Annotated in this window: 13 protein-coding genes; 7 read left to right on the forward strand and 6 right to left on the reverse strand. The window is 44.2% G+C overall.

The window, feature by feature from the left end; all coding sequences use genetic code 11:
• Positions 1-85: 85 nt before the first annotated feature.
• The 3 genes from F6J90_RS34165 to larB all read right to left on the reverse strand — a co-directional run bounded on the left by F6J90_RS34165 (position 86) and on the right by larB (position 5570).
• Positions 86-2830, reverse strand: coding sequence for an ATP-binding protein (locus F6J90_RS34165; protein WP_293104309.1), 2745 nt, complete (start codon positions 2828-2830; stop codon positions 86-88).
• A 332-nt stretch (positions 2831-3162) separates the two neighbouring features.
• Positions 3163-4434, reverse strand: coding sequence for an ATP-binding protein (locus tag F6J90_RS34170; protein WP_293104312.1), 1272 nt, complete (start codon positions 4432-4434; stop codon positions 3163-3165).
• Between the two features lie 362 nt (positions 4435-4796).
• Positions 4797-5570 (reverse strand): nickel pincer cofactor biosynthesis protein LarB, encoded by a 774-nt coding sequence (gene larB, locus F6J90_RS34175; RefSeq protein WP_293104315.1) that lies wholly within the window; start codon positions 5568-5570, stop codon positions 4797-4799.
• A gap of 212 nt (positions 5571-5782) precedes the next feature.
• On the opposite strand from larB, the gene F6J90_RS34180 reads away from it, so the two are divergent.
• On the forward strand, positions 5783-5932 hold the full coding sequence (locus F6J90_RS34180; RefSeq protein WP_293104318.1) for a hypothetical protein: 150 nt from the start codon (positions 5783-5785) through the stop codon (positions 5930-5932).
• Here the strand turns inward: F6J90_RS34180 and F6J90_RS34185 are convergent.
• The 3 genes from F6J90_RS34185 to F6J90_RS34195 form a co-directional block, all read right to left on the reverse strand.
• Positions 5924-7708: an ABC transporter substrate-binding protein gene (locus F6J90_RS34185; protein ID WP_293104321.1), complete on the reverse strand. Its 1785-nt coding sequence runs from the start codon at positions 7706-7708 to the stop codon at positions 5924-5926. The two genes, F6J90_RS34180 and F6J90_RS34185, sit on opposite strands and share 9 nt — an antisense overlap.
• On the reverse strand, positions 7705-7902 hold the full coding sequence (locus tag F6J90_RS34190) for a hypothetical protein (protein WP_293104323.1): 198 nt from the start codon (positions 7900-7902) through the stop codon (positions 7705-7707). The genes F6J90_RS34185 and F6J90_RS34190 overlap by 4 nt, the downstream gene beginning before the upstream one ends.
• A 172-nt stretch (positions 7903-8074) precedes the next feature.
• A complete protein-coding gene (locus F6J90_RS34195; RefSeq protein ID WP_293104326.1) occupies positions 8075-8269 on the reverse strand; it encodes a hypothetical protein in 195 nt (64 codons plus the stop codon).
• Between the two features lie 105 nt (positions 8270-8374).
• Between F6J90_RS34195 and F6J90_RS34200 the strand changes: the two genes are divergently transcribed.
• From F6J90_RS34200 to F6J90_RS34225, 6 genes are all read left to right on the forward strand, one after another.
• Positions 8375-9043 carry a hypothetical protein gene (locus F6J90_RS34200; RefSeq protein ID WP_293104328.1) on the forward strand — a complete coding sequence of 223 codons (669 nt, stop codon included), beginning with the start codon at positions 8375-8377 and terminating at the stop codon, positions 9041-9043.
• Positions 9044-9414: 371 nt separating this feature from the next.
• Positions 9415-10719, forward strand: a complete 1305-nt coding sequence (locus tag F6J90_RS34205) for an ATP-binding protein (protein ID WP_293104331.1) — start codon at positions 9415-9417, stop codon at positions 10717-10719.
• Between the two features lie 27 nt (positions 10720-10746).
• Positions 10747-13761, forward strand: coding sequence for an ABC transporter substrate-binding protein (locus F6J90_RS34210; protein WP_293104334.1), 3015 nt, complete (start codon positions 10747-10749; stop codon positions 13759-13761).
• A gap of 247 nt (positions 13762-14008) precedes the next feature.
• Complete coding sequence (locus tag F6J90_RS34215; protein ID WP_293104337.1) at positions 14009-17029, forward strand: ABC transporter substrate-binding protein; 3021 nt, start codon at positions 14009-14011, stop codon at positions 17027-17029.
• A 155-nt stretch (positions 17030-17184) separates the two neighbouring features.
• Complete coding sequence (locus F6J90_RS34220; RefSeq protein ID WP_293105288.1) at positions 17185-18219, forward strand: bifunctional riboflavin kinase/FAD synthetase; 1035 nt, start codon at positions 17185-17187, stop codon at positions 18217-18219.
• Positions 18220-18584: 365 nt separating this feature from the next.
• The gene (locus tag F6J90_RS34225) at positions 18585-18779 is read left to right on the forward strand and encodes a hypothetical protein (RefSeq protein ID WP_293104340.1); all 195 of its coding nucleotides are present in this window, start codon (positions 18585-18587) and stop codon (positions 18777-18779) included.
• Positions 18780-18960: the final 181 nt, after the last annotated feature.

Raw genomic sequence — 18960 nt, forward strand, 5'->3', positions numbered from 1 at the left:
GGAATCGGGAATCGGGAATTGTTTCCTACTCCCTACTCCCTACTCCCTACTCCCTACTCCCTACTCCCTTCGCTATATTAGCTCCTCAAGGGTTCATTAGCTTAAGCAAAATAGACTGCCATTTTTGTACTAATGCTTTATCACTAGTCTTAATTTCCTGAATTACCCACTGCTCCATCCCTAAGGAAGCAAAGGAATATCTACCGTTACCAAAGTCATCCTGATCCTGAGCAATAATTACGCCTTGTTCTACTAGGTTAGTTAACTCTCGTTGATGTTGGCTAAAGATTACGTCAATTTTACTTAAGTCAATATCACTTAAGTCAATAGTAATCTTCTGCTCCAGACCACCTTTTAACTTCGACCAAGTCATCAGTATCAACAGCCCTTGCTCGACGTCCCTGCACCGTTGCCAAATATTTTGGAAAATCTGTCTAGTTTCACTTTCAAACTCCTTGGTAAAGGTTTCAGTATCAGGTAACTTCCCAGTTCTTAATCCTCTGAATAGCAAAGAACCAGCAATTTGTAGCAGCGCGGGATGTCCACCAGCCATGTCTTTAATGACATCCCGTAATGCTGGGGTGATGGGAATACTTGCCATCAATTGCTCGACTTCAGTTTCCGTTAATGGCTTCAGGGATTGAAACAGATAATGGTTGTACCAGGGAGAACTATTGGGATTAAAAGGAGGACCAAGTTCATTGAGACGGCGGAGTGAAGCAACAATCATTGCCAGATATTTTCTCTCCTTGCTGTGATAAGCTACGGTACGACACTCAGTTAGAAAGGTTTCCATGTCAGCTTGAGTATAGTGCTGGCTTTCCACCAAAGCCGCATCATAGTCATCGACTAGCAACACCAAGAACTTGTTTCGTTTCCCAAGCTTGCGCAATACTTGGCGCATAGCCCTGGCATTTGCTTTTCCGTGGTCGAGCAATGTCTCAAGGTCACTCTCAAGGTCTGGCTCACTGTCTAATTTATCGATCAGCTCAGTTAGGACTTTTTCCCAAAACCTTGAAGCTGTAAACGGTTGGATACTTTCGCAACTGAGTAGCACCATGACAGCCTGTGATGGGTCTTGTCCATACTCTTGCCAAACTTCTGGGGAAGCCAGGAGTTCCAGGAAAGAGGTTTTTCCCATGCCTGGACCACCCCAAATGGCTAAGCTACTGCGCTGATAAATTTGATCAAAGGCAGCCTGAATTTCTGATCGTCGTCCCACAAAACGGTCTGGGGGAACTGGTTTGCCCACAAAGAAAGGATTGTTTAATTTGTTATAAAGTTGATCAGCGTCTTGATTATCTGGCTCTATCCTTAGCACTTGCTCAAATTGCCGCATTCCTAGGATCACTTCCCCTACTTCCATGAGGTGTTTTCCATAACCTAAAAGTGATTCCACTAATCCATCCTGATTCCGGACTCGATCAACTAGGTATGCTCGCTGATAGCATTCCACTGCTTTATCAAATACGTGACCTTCCAAATATATCCTTGCTATCTCGAATAAAGCACTAAAGTGATTGGGATTGGCTTTCAAAACCTGTTCATAGGGTTTTACCTGATGGGATACATCCCCCTGATCACTCCGTTCCCTTGCTTTTTTATAAATAGCCTTAGCCTCTGGATCGAGGTCTTCTAATTCAAATATCTCTCGCCGCAATGGGTAACGTTGGATTAACCAGCGGCGGACTAATTCTATTTCTACCTTGTAGGATTTTCCTTTGTAGGATGAAACTTTATCAGTTATGTCTACAACCCCCAAGAAACCTGATTCAACCAGTTTTTCCCTAGCTTGAGTCAAAGACTCGGTGATGGTAACGCCATACTCTTTCAGTAAACTCAACGGGTCTTGCACAACCTGAGTATAATTTCTTTCAGCTTTTTTTTGAGCCTCTGCTACTGCCGAAAATATCACTCGTTCAGGAATCGGTAATCCATTCCGAAACCAGATTAATCCTGCCTCACCAATTTCAATGGCATCATCAACAATTCTGGTGACATCATCACGAGTTACCTGCCACTTTTGTTCAGTTCTAGCTTGAGCAAACAGTGCATGACATATTACCTGAGTGAAATAGGGATGACCTGAAGCTAATGCTAAGATGGCATCGATTGCCTCCGATTCATAGGGCAAAGATCCCTTAGCTGGTTCAGTGATTAACTCTCTGGCACTTCGTTCACTGAGCACTTCAATACGTTTGTTAGGAGCCTCTTTAAAGAATCCCATAAACTTGGATATATCATCCAGTTGCCTTCCTATAAAGGGAATAATAAATAATCGCTGATCCTGTTTAATCAGAGATTGTAGATAAGGGAAAAACGTTTCAGCTGATGACTCCTTTGATGATGAAGTAGGATAGTCACTACTCAACACATCAAATTCATCTAGCAACAACACCAGCTTCTTATCCCCTAATTCTTGATATACTTTTGGTAAAAAACTATCCGCAAAACGAGTCGGATTGGTTTCTAATTCCGTAACGGTTGGTAGCTTACTAGGGTCAGACTCTAGCTGAAGTTGATTAATAATAGCTTGTCCTAAACTGTAGAGAACACGACTAAGGGATAACTGACTTTGGTCGTGTAGATCAAACTGGACAAATACAAAGTCATCTTGCCCAACAAAATTGGGAATTTGTATAAGTACAGAGGATTTCCCAATACGTCGTTGACCTTGGAACAAAATTACCTTTGCGCCCTGCCGGAGGTTGTCCTCAATGAAGCCAAACTCTTCGCCTCTACCGAAAAATAATTCCGGTTCAGAGATCGGACGACCAACAATATAAGGATTTATAATAAAAGGACTTTCCCGAACAGTTGTAGTAGTCATCTTGGCTTTCTCCCCAGTTCCGTTGAGTGCCTCTCCCGGCATTTGTGGTCAACTATAGCAGTTTTCAATTGGGTTAGGTACAAAGTTTTAGGGAGCAGGGAGCAGGGAGCAGGGAGCAGGGAGCAGGGAGCAGGAAGAGGTAAGAGGAAAAAAATCCTGTGTACCTCATAGATATGAAAAACGCTGTATGTTAATAGTTTATAATAAGTTACAGTCTCATAATTAACAAATTATCCTTACAAGTTATCCTTCTCTTGCCTCTTGCCTCTTGCCTCTTGCCTCTTGCCTCTTGCCTCTTGCCTGTTCCCTGTTCCCTATTCCCTGTTCCCGTTTCATATTGGAAGGGCAGCTGCCACTGTTCCAATCCATCCTAGGATAGGTGGCACCTGGTCTTTGTTGTTCCATAACCAACGAATGGCTTTAGTAACTTTTTCTGCTTGCTTTGAACTCATCACATTCAGAAATACTTTCTTTCGTTGTTCTAGTTCAGTTTCATTGCTATTCTGGATTTTTTTGACCACCCACCACTCCATAATAGAAGATGCAAAGGAATAACTAATCTTATTTTCAGTGTCTTGACGTTTAATTACTCCTTGCCCCACTAGAGCATTTAACTCTAGCTCCTGCTGACTAAAAATGTTATCTAAATCACTGATATCGTAGCGCTGATTAGGCAATCGACCCTTTAGTTCAGACAGGGCAATTAGCATTAACAACGTTTGCTCGATGGGATTAGATAGTTCCCACATTGCTTGAAAGATATGTACGGTTGTTTCTTTAAACTTTTCGGCAAAGGTAGCAGGTTTGAGGTCTCCTCCAGCTTGTAACTCTTGGTAAAGCAGATAACCGGCATTCTGTAGCAAGCCTGGGTGTCCATCAGCAATCTCGGCAATACCATCCCGCAAAGCTGGTGTCATGGGCATACCCAGTAGCAGAGCATCTACTTCATTTTTGGTAAATGGCTTAAGTTGTCGAAACATATATTGATTGTACCACGGGGATTGACCTGGAGTGAGACTCGGCCCAAGTTCATTAAGACGGCGAGAAGACGTAACAATCATCGAAAGATATTGCCTTTCCTTAGCCAAATTGGCTACGGTGCGACACTGACTTAGAAAGGCTTTCATGTCAGCTTCAGTGTAGGTTTCATGAGGGAGAAAAACAGCATCATAATCATCAACTAGCAATACTAGGAATTTATTGTGTGCTCCCAGCTTACCCAAGACTTTGCGGAAATCTTCAGCAGTGCTTTTTCCGTCTTGGACTAATCTATCGATATCTGCTTGCAGCCCTGGATTGGTGTCCAGTTTAGTTTTAATCAAGCTCAAGACCTTTCCCCAGAAGCCAGACCCAGTGAAGGGATGGATACTGAGGCAATTTAACAACACAATTACTGCTTCCGATAGGTCGGTCTGGTGCATTCGCCAGATTTCTGGCCATGTCAGTAATTCCAGAAAGGAAGACTTTCCAATTCCTGGACCTCCCCACAGGGATAGGTTACTGCGGTTGGAGATTTGATCGAAAGCGGTTTTAATCAGAGCAGTTCGTCCCACAAAACGCTCTGGGGGGACTGGCTGACCGACAATGAAGGGATTGTTTGGCATTGGAACTAATTAGTAATTCAATCAGTAATTATCTCAGAAGTGTTGAAGAGGGAATTGGGAATAGGGGGAAAAGTGTGGGGAGAGTCTGGGGAGGGGGAGGAGTGTAGGAAGAAGGGGGAGAGGAGGACGGAGGCTCGGGGATAGGAAATAAGTTGTTTTCGATTAAATCAGTATCTTTAAGTAGATTTTTGCTCATTTTTCTCGTAGTTCCTACTCTGATGACAACAACGATTTTGGGAAACGTTTATGACTGGATTTAACTCTTGTGGCACTATTTTCAGTATAGTGCAGTTCTCAATTGTGTGAGGTATTTTGCTCTTTGCTACTGTTCCCTGTTCCCTATTCCCTATTCCCTTGTTCTATCAACTCTGCAACTTATTACCAGTCCTAAGAATCTGTCCAGCTAAGACAGCAGCACCAAAGCCATTATCAATATTCACTACTCCTATCCCTGGTGCGCAAGAATTCAACATCGTTAACAGGGGTGCCATACCACCAAAACTGGCTCCATAGCCGACACTAGTCGGAACGGCAATCACTGGACAATCGGCCATGCCAGCTACCACACTGGGCAATGCTCCTTCCATCCCAGCTACGACAATTAAGACATCGGCCTCGGCAATCATCTGTCGATTATTCAGCAAGCGGTGGATACCAGCTACCCCCACATCCCAAAGGCGCTTGACCTGAAACCCACATAACTCAGCGGTTATTGCGGCTTCCTGAGCTACTGGTAAATCTGATGTGCCAGCGGAAATTAGACTAATGATACCGGCATACTTAGGTTCGAGCTGGGATGGTGCGATCGCACAAATCCGAGCTGTGGAATAATACTGTAACTCTGGGACTTTTGACTCTAGCTCTGTTGCCACCTCTGGTGTAATCCGTGTGGCCATTACTACCGGATTCCGCTGGCGCATTACCGCCATAATCTGAGCAATTTGGTCAGGGGTTTTTCCCTCTCCCCAAATTACCTCAGGAAATCCAGTTCTTAAAGTGCGGTGGTGGTCAATTTTGGCAAAATCACCCACTTCTTCGTAGGTAAAATCCTTCAGTTTATCTAGAGCAACAGTTGGGCTAAGGTCACCAGCCGCAACCGCTTCCAGTAGAGATTTTAGTGCTTCGGGTTGAGTCATTTTCTTTTTTAAGGGAACAGGGAACAGGGAACAGGGAACAGGGAATAGGGAGTAGGGAGTAGGGAGTAGGGAGTAGGGAGTAGGGAGTAGGGAGTAGGGAGCAGGGAGCAGGGAGCAGGGAGTAGGGAGTAGGGAGTAGGGAGTAGGGAGTAGGGAGTAGGGAAGAAGTTTTAATGGTTTAATGTTTCAAATTTAAGGTTTAATAATGATGATTGATCATAACATCAAAAAATCCTCCTATTTCTTTCCTACTGTTCCCTATTCCCTGCTCCCTGCTCCCTATTCCCTATTCCCTATTCCCTATTCCCTATTCCCTATTCCCTATTCCCTACTCCCTATTCCCTATTCCCTGTTCATTCTGAAATTTTCAGTTCATCAATATTCCAGAATGCGCCTCCTAGAGCGGAATATTGAATTCCTTCTATGGAATTACGAACTGCGGTCATGGAGAGAGGGTTAATCAGATAAATATAAGGCAAGTGTTCTAAATTAATCCGTTGGGCTTCTTGATAAATCTTTTTGCGATTGTTTTCATCTAATTCTTGAGCGCCTTGGATATAAAGGTCACTTATTTTTTGCTCCCAATCGGCTATTTTACGACCTTGAATGGGGGATTGACCAGGGAAGGTTTTTTGATTAAAGCTGTGCAATCCCCCATCCACAGACCAGACATTAGAACTATTATTGGGTTCAAAGCCACCGCCACTAAAACCAAGCAGATGGCATTCCCAATCTAAGCTATTGCCGAGTTTGTCTACTAGGGTATTGAAGGCAATGGGAGTAAAATCGACTTGAATGCCAATTTTACTGAGGTCTTGCTTAATCTGTGCTCCCATGGCTTCTCGCAGCTTATTACCAGCATTAGTCATTAAGGTGAAACGGACTCGATTACCTTGGCTATCGAGCAGTTCCCCTTCGTCATTGTATTTAAAGCCCGCCTTGAACAGTAATTTCTTGGCTTTTTCGGGATTATAGTCATACACTGGTAACCCTTTTTCTGGTGACAGATAATAGGGGCTTTGCACGGGTAAGTTAGAATATTGCGGCGCACCTAACCCCCGATACAAATTATTCAGCATGGTTTGCCGGTCTATGCCATAGGCAACGGCTTGTCTAAATTCGAGAGTATTAAACCAACGGGACTTAATTGGATCTACTAAAGGCTCTCCATCCCGGCTACCGGTGTTGAGATTGAAGGAGATAAAACTGGAACTGAGGGTAGGACCAGCGATGTGGATGGTAAAGTTACCCTTTTTTTCCTCTTGCTTGAGCAGGGAATAGTATTCAGGGGATACACCCAGAGCATCTAATCCGCCGGAGCGAAACTGAATGAAGGATGAATCGGTTGATTCTACAATTTCCCAGATCGCCCGCTCAATATAAGGTTGCTGGTTTCCCTGTTCATCCTTTTTCCAGTAGTAGGGATTACGGTCATAAACCACCCGCTGACTGGTGCGGTAGAGTTTGAGTTTGTAAGGACCGTTGACAATAATATCCTTGGGGTCTGTATCTACCCCCCACATGGTCAAAAACTTAGGATTCCCCTCTGAATCTTTGGTTTTTACGAATTCTTGCAGCACATGAGCGGGTAAGACCGGTAAGCCAGTACTGCGGAGAAAGGGCGCAAAGGGTTCAGGCACAGAAAATTCCACCTGACGCTGGTCTATCTTCCTGACCTTTGGTAAGGCTCGACTCTTGCCAACCCGGAGGATATCTCTAGAATCAGTGGGAATTTCTGGGTTGAGGTAGATGTCATTATAGGTAAAGACGACATCATCAGTGGTTAGGGGCTCACCATCGGACCACTTTAGCCCCTCCCTCAAGGTAAATAGGATTTTAAGTTTATCCTCCGAAATCTGCCAGGATTCCGCTAAACCCGGGATTATTTCCCCGGTGATGCCATCAGTGTCTACTAAACCCTGAAAGGTAAGACCAAAAATATTGGTAGCACTTTGGTTGAGGGCATAGTTAAAGGTATTTATGTCACTGAGAATACTCTGGACTATGTGGGGAACATGAGCTTCTGTGGTTTCAAATTGGCTGATGCTACAGCCAGGCAGTGCGATCGCAAAACTCAAAGCCAGGAAAATTCCTAGAAAACGATGCCAGAGAACTACAAGAGGATTACCAGAGATCATATCAGAAAGGGAATCGGGAGTAGGGAGTAGGGAATCGGGAATCGGGAATCGGGAGTCGGGAATCGGGAATCGGGAACTACTATAATCAACTCTGTACTAGCATACCAAGTGGCGTAGGGTGCGTTAGGGGCGGGCTTGCCCTGATGTTCCACCTCGTAGCCAGTGTTAGGACAGCCCGCCCCGTAACGCACCACCAAAGGGCTTGCCCTGATGTTCCACCTCGTAGCCAGTGTTAGGACAGCCCGCCCCGTAACGCACCACCAAAGGGCTTGCCCTGATGTTCCACCTCGTAGCCAGTGTTAGGACAGCCCGCCCCGTAAAGCACCAGCCAAGGGCTTGCCCTGATGTTCCACCTCGTAGCCAGTGTTAGGACAGCCCGCCCCGTAACGCACCACCAAAGGGCTTGCCCTGATGTTCCACCTCGTAGCCAGTGTTAGGACAGCCCGCCCCGTAACGCACCACTTCAGTTCTTAAAGAATCAAATATAGCGCTACGCGAAAGGCAAGAGGCAAAAGGCAAAAGGCAAAAGTTTACTACAAGAGCTTTTGCTGCTTGTATCAATGTCCTAACCTTAATGCGTAGTGCTATATTATAGCGTTTCTCATATTTATGAGGTACAGTATTCTTTGAAACTGATTCCCTTAAAACCCTCTTTACTATTGCCTTTTGCCTTTTGCCTTTTGCCTTAAAGGGATAAGCAATGTCGCTCATGAGTATGAGAAATGCTATATTACTGTTCCCTGTTCCCTATTCCCTGTTCCCTACCTCACGAGGTTCAGAGGCTCGTTCACGAGGCCCAGAGGATCCCCAAGGGAGGCTCAGAGGCTCGTTCACGAGGCCCAGAGGATCCCCAAGGGAGGCTCAGAGGCTCGTTCACGAGGCCCAGAGGATCCCCAAGGGAGGCTCAGAGGCTCGTTCACGAGGCCCAGAGGATCCCCAAGGGAGGCTCAGAGGCTCGTTCACGAGGTTCTGAGCCTCGTTCACGAGGTTCTGAGGCTCGTTCACGAGGTTCTGAGGCTCGTTCACGAGGTTCTGAGGCTCACCGTTGAGGTTCTGAGGCTCACCGTTGAGGTTCTGAGGCTCACCGTTGAGGTTCTGAGGCTCACCGTTGAGGTTCTGAGGCTCACCGTTGAGGTTCTGAGGCTCACCGTTGAGGTTCTGAGGCTCACCGTTGATATCCAAAGACTCACCGTTGATATCCAAAGACTCACCGTTGATATCCAGAGACTCACCGTTGATATCCAGAGACTCACCGTTGAGGTTCAGAGGTTCGTTCACGAAATTCCTACGGTTATACCCAGTCTGACAGAAGAGAGATCTAGTGAATTGTTCTGATGTCAGTTTTGTAGGAGTTTGTTAATTTTGGACTTGGGCAGCATATTGCTGGTTTATTGATACTGTTTGATTAAGCACAGCGTGCAGAATTAATCACCTACTATAATTTTCTGTAACCCTTGCAATCAAACTAATTTCAGGTATTAAAAATGTCTAATTAATTTTTTGGAATTGCTTATTTTTTCACAAAGCTTAAAGCAACATGGAACTGTTGATCGATCTGAGGTTTAGAAATATTACCTTGAGTATAATCAATAATTTTTTGTCTAGGATCAAATTAGAAGGCTTTCATAGTTCTTTAGTAGAATTCCCAGAGGGTTCTAATTGTAGCTTGCTAGCTTGGGAAACGCTATATCGGAGCCATAAATATCATGCAAAATCCTTTTACCTATGGTCAGCCAGTTTCCCCAGACCGTTTTGTGGGACGACGATCAGAAATTCAGGCTGCCTTTGATCAAATCTATAACCGCAGTAACTTAGCCCTTTGGGGGGGGCCAGCCATGGGCAAGACCTCTTTCTTGGAATTTCTGGCTTCCCCCCAAGTTTGGCAAAAGTATGGACAAGATCCATCCCAGGCCGTGATCGTGCTTCTGAGTTGCGAAAGTATTCAACCCTTTACAGCTTCAGGGTTTTGGCAAGAAGTGTTGAGTCTGATCCAAGAGGAATTACACAGTGAGCCAGACCTCCAGGAACAGATCGAAACATTGCTGAACCAGGGAAAAGCAACCACTAGGGGCATGCGCCAAGTATTAAAGCAGCTTCGCAAACGCCACAAATTCTTGCTGTTGCTAGTAGATGACTATGATTGGGCACTGCGGGAAAACCCGCACTATACTCATGCTGACATGGAAACCTTTGTCAATGAGTGTCGCAGTATTGCCTATCAGTCTCTGGAGAGGCGATATTTATCCATGATTGTGGCCTCACTTCGCCCTCTCAATGAACTTGGTCCTGCTCTCAATCCCAATAGTTCTCCCTGGTACAACCATTATCTGTTCCAATCCCTCAAGCCATTTACTGACCGTGACATTGATCAATTAATGGCTGGTATGCCAATTACCCCAGAATTACGGGGGTTGATCCGAGAGATTGCTGGTGGACATCCAGCTTTGCTCCAGATTGTTGGTTCTTTGCTTTATCGAGAGCTAAAAACTGGCAAAGTCCCTGATGCCCAAGCCTTTGTTCAGGACTTTGAAGGTATTACCCGACCGATCTTTGAAACGATTTGGAAACGGTGCAGCCAAGTCGAGCAAGCCCTATTGATCTTGATGGCCTTGTTCAAGTTAGACAGTCGTCTCCATCATAACAAGCACTTTAACTTGAGGGGTATTGAGGTAATCTTTATCCAAAACCAGCGAGAGTTAACTAATCTTGTAGAACGAGGGGTGATTACTAAACAAAACCAACAAGGAATGATGATCAGTCATCAAGACTTATTATTTACTTCATCCATTATGGAACGGTGGTTGATTCAGGAACTTTGGCAGACTAATAATCCGTTACTAGAAGATAGGCAAAAAGTCTTTCTCAATCTGCTCAGCCATAGTCAAGCTCATCAAGTCACTGAGGCGATTAAGTGGATATCGCAACATCAAGAGAAAGTCCAGACTGCTCTGCCATGGGTGAGTAAAGTGTCCGGTGTATTTCCCCTAACTTCAAATGGCAGCAAACCTTGAGTGGTTTGGAGAAAAGTTAAACAAATCATGAATAGCCCACGAATCGTTAATAATTACCCTAATCCTCCTAATCCTTATATTATCGGGAGTCTAATCGATGATCCAGACAAATTTTTCGGACGGGAGAGTCTGTTTCGGTTTATCGAAGACAACCTCAGGCAGAGGGTAAAGGTGATCTTACTCCATGGTCAACGACGGATTGGCAAGTCATCGGTCTTGGAACAAATTCCCAACAAAGTTGCTAACGATCAGTTTGTTTTTGTTAACTTCGATTTGCACAGCTACATTAACAAACCCTTGAGTCGTATTCTCTATGACTTGGCTCAAGACATTAGTGACCAATTGGTTGATGACTTTGATCTAGCTCCCGATTATCTTACTCCCCCCTCAGAACAAGAGTTAGTAACTGATCAAGCTATCTTCTCTAATCAATTTTTGCCTAAGGTTTATCGGGAATTAAACGATAAAAACCTAGTATTATTACTGGATGAATTTGATGTTTTAACTGACCACAATATCCCGTCAGCAGAGCCGAATTTTTTTCCCTATTTAGCTGACCTGATTAAACAGCACAAGCAATTATTTGTAATTGCGGTAGTGGGACGGAATCTGGATGATCTGCCCACTCTACTCAAGGTGTTTGGGAGTCCACCTTACCAGCAAATTGGTTTTCTGAGTGACATCAGTACTAAACGACTAATTACTAAACCAGCTGAGGGTGTGCTGACCTATGAATCCCAAGCCATCAAAGCCATTTACCACCTATCAGCAGGGCATCCCTATTTTACCCAAGTCCTATGCTTTACTCTGTTCTCGGAGGCTAGGGAAAACCAGAACTGGAGGATTTCTGGCGCAGATGTAGAACCCATAGTCAACCAGGCAATTGAGAGGGCTCAAGGGGGGTTGGCATGGTTGTGGGATGGCTTACCGATCCCAGAGCAAGTTGTATTTTCAGCGGTGGCAGAGGCTCAACAAAGAGGGATCTCACAAAACCAGCGGGTGTTAGAAGACCCATTATCCTTCCTCAAGGGTTATGGTGTGAGCCAGACCAAGTCCTTGTATCAAGCAACCAAACGACTTACAAACTACAGTTTCCTAGATGACACAGAATGTAGAGTAAAGGTGCCATTAGTCCGCCGCTGGTTGCTTCGGTATCACCCACTACGGCAAGAGATACTAGCACTGGAGACACTAGACCAAGACCAAACTAATCCGATCTATCAACTAGCCACGACACGGTATCAACAGGGGGAAATTCAGACAGCACTAGTGCTCTATGAAGAGGTTTTGCAAGTTAATCCCAATCATTTTAGCGCTCTGTTGGCTTTAGCTCAGGGCTATCTCCAGGCCAAGAATTTCACCAAAGCCGTAGAACTCTATAGAAGAGTCTATCAAGTTAAGCCAGTACAAAGCAAAGAAGGGTTGTTGCGATCGCTACTAAATTATGGAGATCAGTTGATCGACCAACAAGCATTCACAAAAGCCAAGAAGGCTTTTCAGCAAGTGTTGGACATTGAGCCTGACTACAAATTAGCAAGGGATAAACTAGAACATACTGAAGCTAAAATCAAACCCTTGACTAGTCAGGCACCTATTAATCCGGTTCATAAAATCCCCAATCCTACTAGGTTAGGCATCGGCAAACTAGCAGCAGCTGTAGCAATAATTTCCCTAGTTGGTGTGGGATTGTATAAAGTATCAACTCCCTGTCCAACCGGTGCTCAGAAAGTCTTTGGGATTAGATGTGTCACCAATACTATTAGTGGGAGTATTAGTCGAGGTGAGCACAGCTTATTTACTAGAATTAACAACATCGAAAAAATTGACCTTGCTACTGCAGCATTCCGAAACCAAAACTATTCCGAAGCGGCTCAGGGTTTTTACCAAGCTTGGCAGGCTAATCGAAATGATCCAGAATTGCTGATTTACTACAACAATGCCCGAGCCCGTCAACAGGGCTTTCAGCCATTCACTATCGCTGTGGTAGTGCCCATAGACCAGTCACAATCCCGAGCACAAGAAATATTGCGAGGGGTAGCTCAGGCTCAAGATCAATTCAATAATTCAGAGGGATTAAATGGTCGATTCCTGGAAATTGCGATCGCTAATGATGGCAACGATCAAGCCAAAGCTATAAAAATAGCTCACGCTTTGGTGAAAGACAATTCTATCCTGGGAGTAATTGGACATAACTCTAGTGATGCCACTAAGGCTGCACTGCCCGTATATGACCAGGCTGGCTTAGCCATGATTTCTTCCACCAGCACCGGTACGGATTTAACCAGTCTTGATGTCAAGAACAACGTGTTCTTTAGGACAGTTCCTTCTAATCGAGCACTTGGGGAAAAACTGGCTCAACATGTCAACACTCAACCTGGATTAGACCAGGTGGTAATTTTCTATGATACTGACAGCGCCTATAGCAATAGTTTCAAAGAAGATTTTAAAACAGACTTTGAAGAGCTAGGGGGTAAGGTAGTTCGGGAGATTGACTTAAACAATCCCAACCTGAATATAACTGAAGAAATTAAAGATAGTCTTTTTCAAAATCAAGCCAAGGCCGCCATGTTATTCCCCAGCGTAGAATATCGTGTGATGACTCCCCAGATTGCTAAAGCCAATGCTAACTTAAATCAGCAAAGCTTGAGGTTATTCGGTGGAGATACGTTAAATAATTATCAAACCTTGCAACAGGGTGGGCAAGCCCTTGAAGGGTTGACTATAGTAGTGCCCTGGTTTCGGGAAGCACCAGATGCCAAAGAATTTTCTCAAGCAGCTAGGGAACTATGGCTAGGGGATGTTAACTGGCGCACTGCCACTAGCTTCGATGCTACTCAAGCCTTTATTAAAGCTTTGTTCAAGAATGCTGACCGAGAGATAGTTCTCAACAGACTCCGCATTATTAATCTTGTACCCAGTGATACCTCAGGGTTGGGTTTGCAGTTTACTACCCAAGGAGAGCGTGAGAGTGAACCTGTCCTAGTTGAGATTAGTCAAGGAAAATTGAAATTAGTGCCAGAACAAGACGAAGAGGGGGATTAAAAAGTTCCCCTGATCATCAAGCTTAAGGGAATACAACCGAAGTCTCCTTGACCAAGACTGACTAACAAGATTGACTAAAATATTATAGGTATACTCTGGGGAAGAAATCTAAAGATACCAACCATCATCCTAGGGAGTTACCTATCAAAAAAAGTTAGACAAAACTTCAAAGATTTGGTAGTACCAATTATTTATTAATTAATAATAACATTAGTATTATATCTCTGCTCTCTCGGAGATAAAAAAAATGAATTTAACAGTTCCTATAAATCCCTATATCATTGGTCGTCCAATTGATGAAAATGACCCGGAATTATTTTGGGGCAGGCGAAGCTTATTCCGGTTTATCGAGGATAACCTCAGGAATAAAACCAAGGTAATTATCCTATACGGACAACGGCGGATTGGTAAGTCGTCCCTCCTCCGTTATATTCCTAAATCGGTTAACTTAGATAACTTTGCCTTTGTTCCCTTTGATCTGGAATCCTACAGTCACAAACCTCTTGGTCAGGTCTTGGAAGAACTGGCCACAGAAATCCTGGATAGCTTGGAACTAGACTCCCCTGACATCCCCTTGCCTGACCGTATAGCTCTAGACACCGACCCCTCCCTATTTTATAAGCAGTTTTTGCCCCAAGTCTATCAAAGTTTGGGTAACCAAAACCTAGGGTTATTGCTGGATGAATTCGAGACCTTAAATAGCCCAGATAATAATCAAGATAATAACCTAATATCCCAGCATTTATTTCCTTACTTAAAATCCTTAGTTGATCGACAGGATAATCTATACCTGATTCTCTGTGTGGCACAGGAATCCAAAGATTTACCGAATTTACTCCGGATATTCAACGATGCGCCAATCCAAAAAATTGGCTTACTTGATCAACAAACTACCCAGGAGCTGATTACCAAACCAGCTGCAAGACTACTCACCTACGAAACCGCTGCTATCCAAGCCATTTACGACCTATCTGCTGGGCATCCCTATTTTACCCAAGTCCTATGCTTTGCTATTTTTAGCAGAGCTAGGGAGCTAGAGCAGTGGCACATCACTCCAGAGGATGTGGAAAACAGTGTAGACCAAGCCCTAGAATATGCTAGTGCTGGGTTGGCATGGATTAGAGCCGGATTATCTATCCCAGAACGAGTAGTATTTTCTGCCTTTGCCGAGGCGGATAATGCCGTTAAAAATAGTTCTAAACATAGTTCAGACCAGCCATTAAGTCTGCTCAAACACTACGGGGTTATTCTAACAACCTCCTTAAGGAAAGCACCAGACCAACTAGCCTCACGAGGTTTCTTAGATAAAACTAAAAGTAAAGTAACCATTGAATTTATCCGGCGCTGGTTGATGAAATGTTACCCACTGCGGCAAGAGATCCTAAAACTGGAAAAACTAGACCAAGACCAAACTAATCCCATCTATCAACAAGCTACTACTCAGGATCAACAGGGAGAAATTACCAAAGCCCTAGGGCTATATGAACAGGTTTTAGAACTAAACCCTAATCATTTTAGTGCTGTAGTTGCCCTAGCTCAAGGATATCTAGAGTTTGGAGAGTTTGACAAAGCGGTTACCTATTACCAAAGAGCCTATAAGGTTGACCAAAACCTTAACAAAGATGGGTTGGTGCGCTCCTTACTAAATTATGGTAATCAGTTAATCGAGCAACAACCATTCGCAACAGCAACAGAGCAGTTCACCCAAGTCTTGGAAATTGATCCAGACAATCTATCGGCACGAGATAAACTACTTAAAATTGAAAGTTATATAGCTAAATTTGATCGATTACTTAACCAGTGTTCTCCCTCTAGGATGACTAATCTAAATAGATACCGCCGTAATACTCAGAACCTTAGCCCAGGGAATTGGTTAGGCAAACTAGCAGGAGGAGTAGCAATCATTTCCCTGGTTGGTGTGGGATTGTATGAAGTATCAACTCCCTGTCCACCAGGTGCCCAGAAAGTCTTCGGGATTAGATGCGTCGCTATTAATATTAGTCGGGGTGATCACAGCTTATTTGCTAGAATTGACAACAAGCAAACAATTGACGAGGCTACTAAAGCATTCCAAAACCAAAACTATCCCGAAGCGGCTAACTGGTTTAACCAAGCTTGGCAGGCTAATCCCAATGATCCAGAATTGCTTATTTACTACAACAATGCCCGCGCTCGTCAACAGGGGTTTGATCCATTCACTATCGCTGTGGTGGTGCCCATCGACCAGTCAAAATCCCGAGCACAAGAAATATTGCGAGGGGTAGCTCAGGCCCAACATCAATTCAATAATTCAGAGGGATTAAATGGTCGATTCCTGGAAATTGCGATCGCTAACGATGGCAACAATCGAGCCAAAGCCAAAGAAATAGCTCAGGCTTTGGTTAAGGACAACTCTATCCTGGGAGTAATTGGACATAACTCTAGTGATGCCAGTAAGGCGGCACTGCCCGTCTATGACCAAGCTGGCTTAGCGATGATTTCCCCCACTAGTGCAGGTAGTGATTTAACCAGTCTTGATAAAAAGAACAATGTGTTTTTTAGGACAAATTTTTATAATTCAGCATTTGGTAAAACACTGGCTCAACATGTCAAAACTAAACCTGGCTTAGACCAGGTCGTAATTTTATATGATGCTGACAGTGTCTATAGCAATAGTTTCAAAACAGCGTTTCAAAAACACTTTAAACAACTAGGGGGTGAGGTGGTTCGGGAGATTGAATTAAATAATCCTAACCTGAATATAACTGAAGAAGTCAAACGCAGTCTCTTTGACGATCAAGTCAAGGCCGCCATGTTATTCCCCAGTGTGGAATACATTGATACAGCTGTTAATATTGCTAAAGCCAACGCTAACCTGAACCTTAAAGTCAATAACCAAGATCAGCAAGGGCTGAGGTTGTTTGGTGGGAATACTTTATATAGTAGTAAAACCTTGGCAGAGGGTGGGCAAGCGGTGGATGGGTTGACTATACCAGTCTCCTGGTTTAGGGAATCACCCCAGGCAATAAACTTTTCTACAGCAGCTAGGGAACTATGGAAAGGAGAGGTTAACTGGCGCACTGCCACGAGCTTCGATGCTACTCAAGCCTATATTCAGGCTTTGTTCCAAGATGCCGACCGAGAGCTAGTTCTCAACAGACTCCGCAATATTAATCTTGTCCCGAGTGATACCTCAGGCTTACCTTTGCAGTTTACTAACCAAGGGGAGCGTCAGAGTGAACCTGTCCTGGTGGAAGTGGTTGACGGTGAATTTAAATTATTGAAATAAGTTAATCGGTCAATTAATATAGCACTACCCATTAAGGTTAAGACATTGATACAAGCTGAAAAGCTCTTATAGTAAACTTTTGCCTTTTGCCTTTTGCCTTTTGCCTAGCAATCATCCATTGCCTACCACGGGCAAAATATGTCAAAATATTAAGCGTGTGGATTACATCATCTCTAACTACCGCATTAACACCAACCGCTGTTGCCCTAGGAAACTTTGACGGCGTCCATTTGGGGCATCAGCAAGTTATTGCTCCCATTTTGCCGAAGCCAGTTACGGCTCAAGCTCAAGCCCTGACATCATCCAATCTTGAGCAAATTGGTAACCCGGAAACCAGTAGCCCGAATCTAGACCCAAATCTAGAACTAATCTATCCCACCGTAGCCACCTTCAATCCCCACCCCCGAGAATTCTTTTCCGGTCAAGCCTGGAAGCTGCTGACACCACCAGCAGAAAAAGCCCAACAGTTAAGTGTTTTGGGTGTGCAACAGTTAGCCCTATTACCCTTCAACCGGGAGCTAGCTTCCCTGAGTCCCCAGGAATTCGTGGAAAAGATTTTAGTCGAGCAACTCCAGGCAAAGCAAGTCAGTGTCGGAGAGGATTTTTGCTTTGGGTATAAGCGAGCTGGCACCGCAACGGATTTGGATGCGATCGCTTCCGCCTACGGTATTACCGTCCATATCGTATCCTTGTACAAACGTCAAGAGCAACGCATCAGTAGTTCCAGCATTCGCCAATCCTTAGCCGAAGGGGATATCGACAAAGCCAACCGATTCCTAGGACGGCCATACACCCTGATCGGAAGAGTAGACAAAGGTCAACAACTTGGTAGAACCATTGGATTTCCCACCGCTAACCTCCACTTACCCCCAGACAAATTTTTACCCAAGCTAGGGGTTTACTGCGTCGAAGTCTCCCATACCCCTGAACCCTCTAACTTAGACACCAATTTATCTTCCCATCCTGGTGTCATGAATATTGGTATGCGCCCCACGGTCAAGGGCACCAGTTTAACCGTCGAAGTTCATCTATTCGATTGGTCCGGAGATTTATATGGCCAAACCCTAACCGTAAGCCTCAAGAAATTTATCCGCTCCGAACAAAAATTTTCCTCCCTAGACCAGCTCAAAGCCCAAATTCAGAGAGACTGTCAAGCAGCTAGGGATTTTTTTAGGGAAATTAAGAATTAAGAATTAAGAATTAAGAATTAAGAATTAAGAATTGAGAATTAAGAATGTAGAATTGAGAATTAAGGATTGAGAATTGAGAATTAAGCATTAAGAATTAAGAATGTAGAATTGAGAATTAAGAATTTAGAATTGAGAATTTAGAATGTAGAATTTAGAATTGAGAATTTAGAATCGGGAATCGGGAATCGGGAGTCGGGAGTCGGGAATCGGGAGTTGGGACTCAGATCAGTAACTGCCTTCTTCTTGTTCCCCCCTTATTAAGGGGGGTTAGGGGGGATCACCAACCAGGGAGTTAGGGGAGGCTCACCGATCCTTGATTAGAATTCTGTAGTTGTTCAACCTACCAGGAAAATTGTGTATTGGTGATGCGATCGCGCTTTCCTTTCCTTTATGCGATCGCGCTTTCCTTTCCTTTATGCGATCGCGCTTTGGTTGATGCGATCGCGCTTTCCTTTCCTTTATGCGATCGCGCTAATCCCGCAGCAAAACCCCAAGACCAAATCAGTTTGACTGGTGGTGCGTTACGGTGCGGACTATCCAAACATTGGTTACGAGGTTGAACATGCTGGCAAGCCCGCCCCTAAGGCACCCTACTCGACTCGACTCCCGATTCCCGACTCCCGATTCCCGATTCCCGACTCCCCCAAAAATTTACAAAACTTTTCAAAATATGCTATAATATAATATTTTTTATGCTATCCTAAAAATGGAGATACAAAAGTAAGAGCCAGCCCGAAGATG

It is taken from the genome of Moorena sp. SIOASIH, assembly GCF_010671925.1.
GTDB lineage: Bacteria > Cyanobacteriota > Cyanobacteriia > Cyanobacteriales > Coleofasciculaceae > Moorena.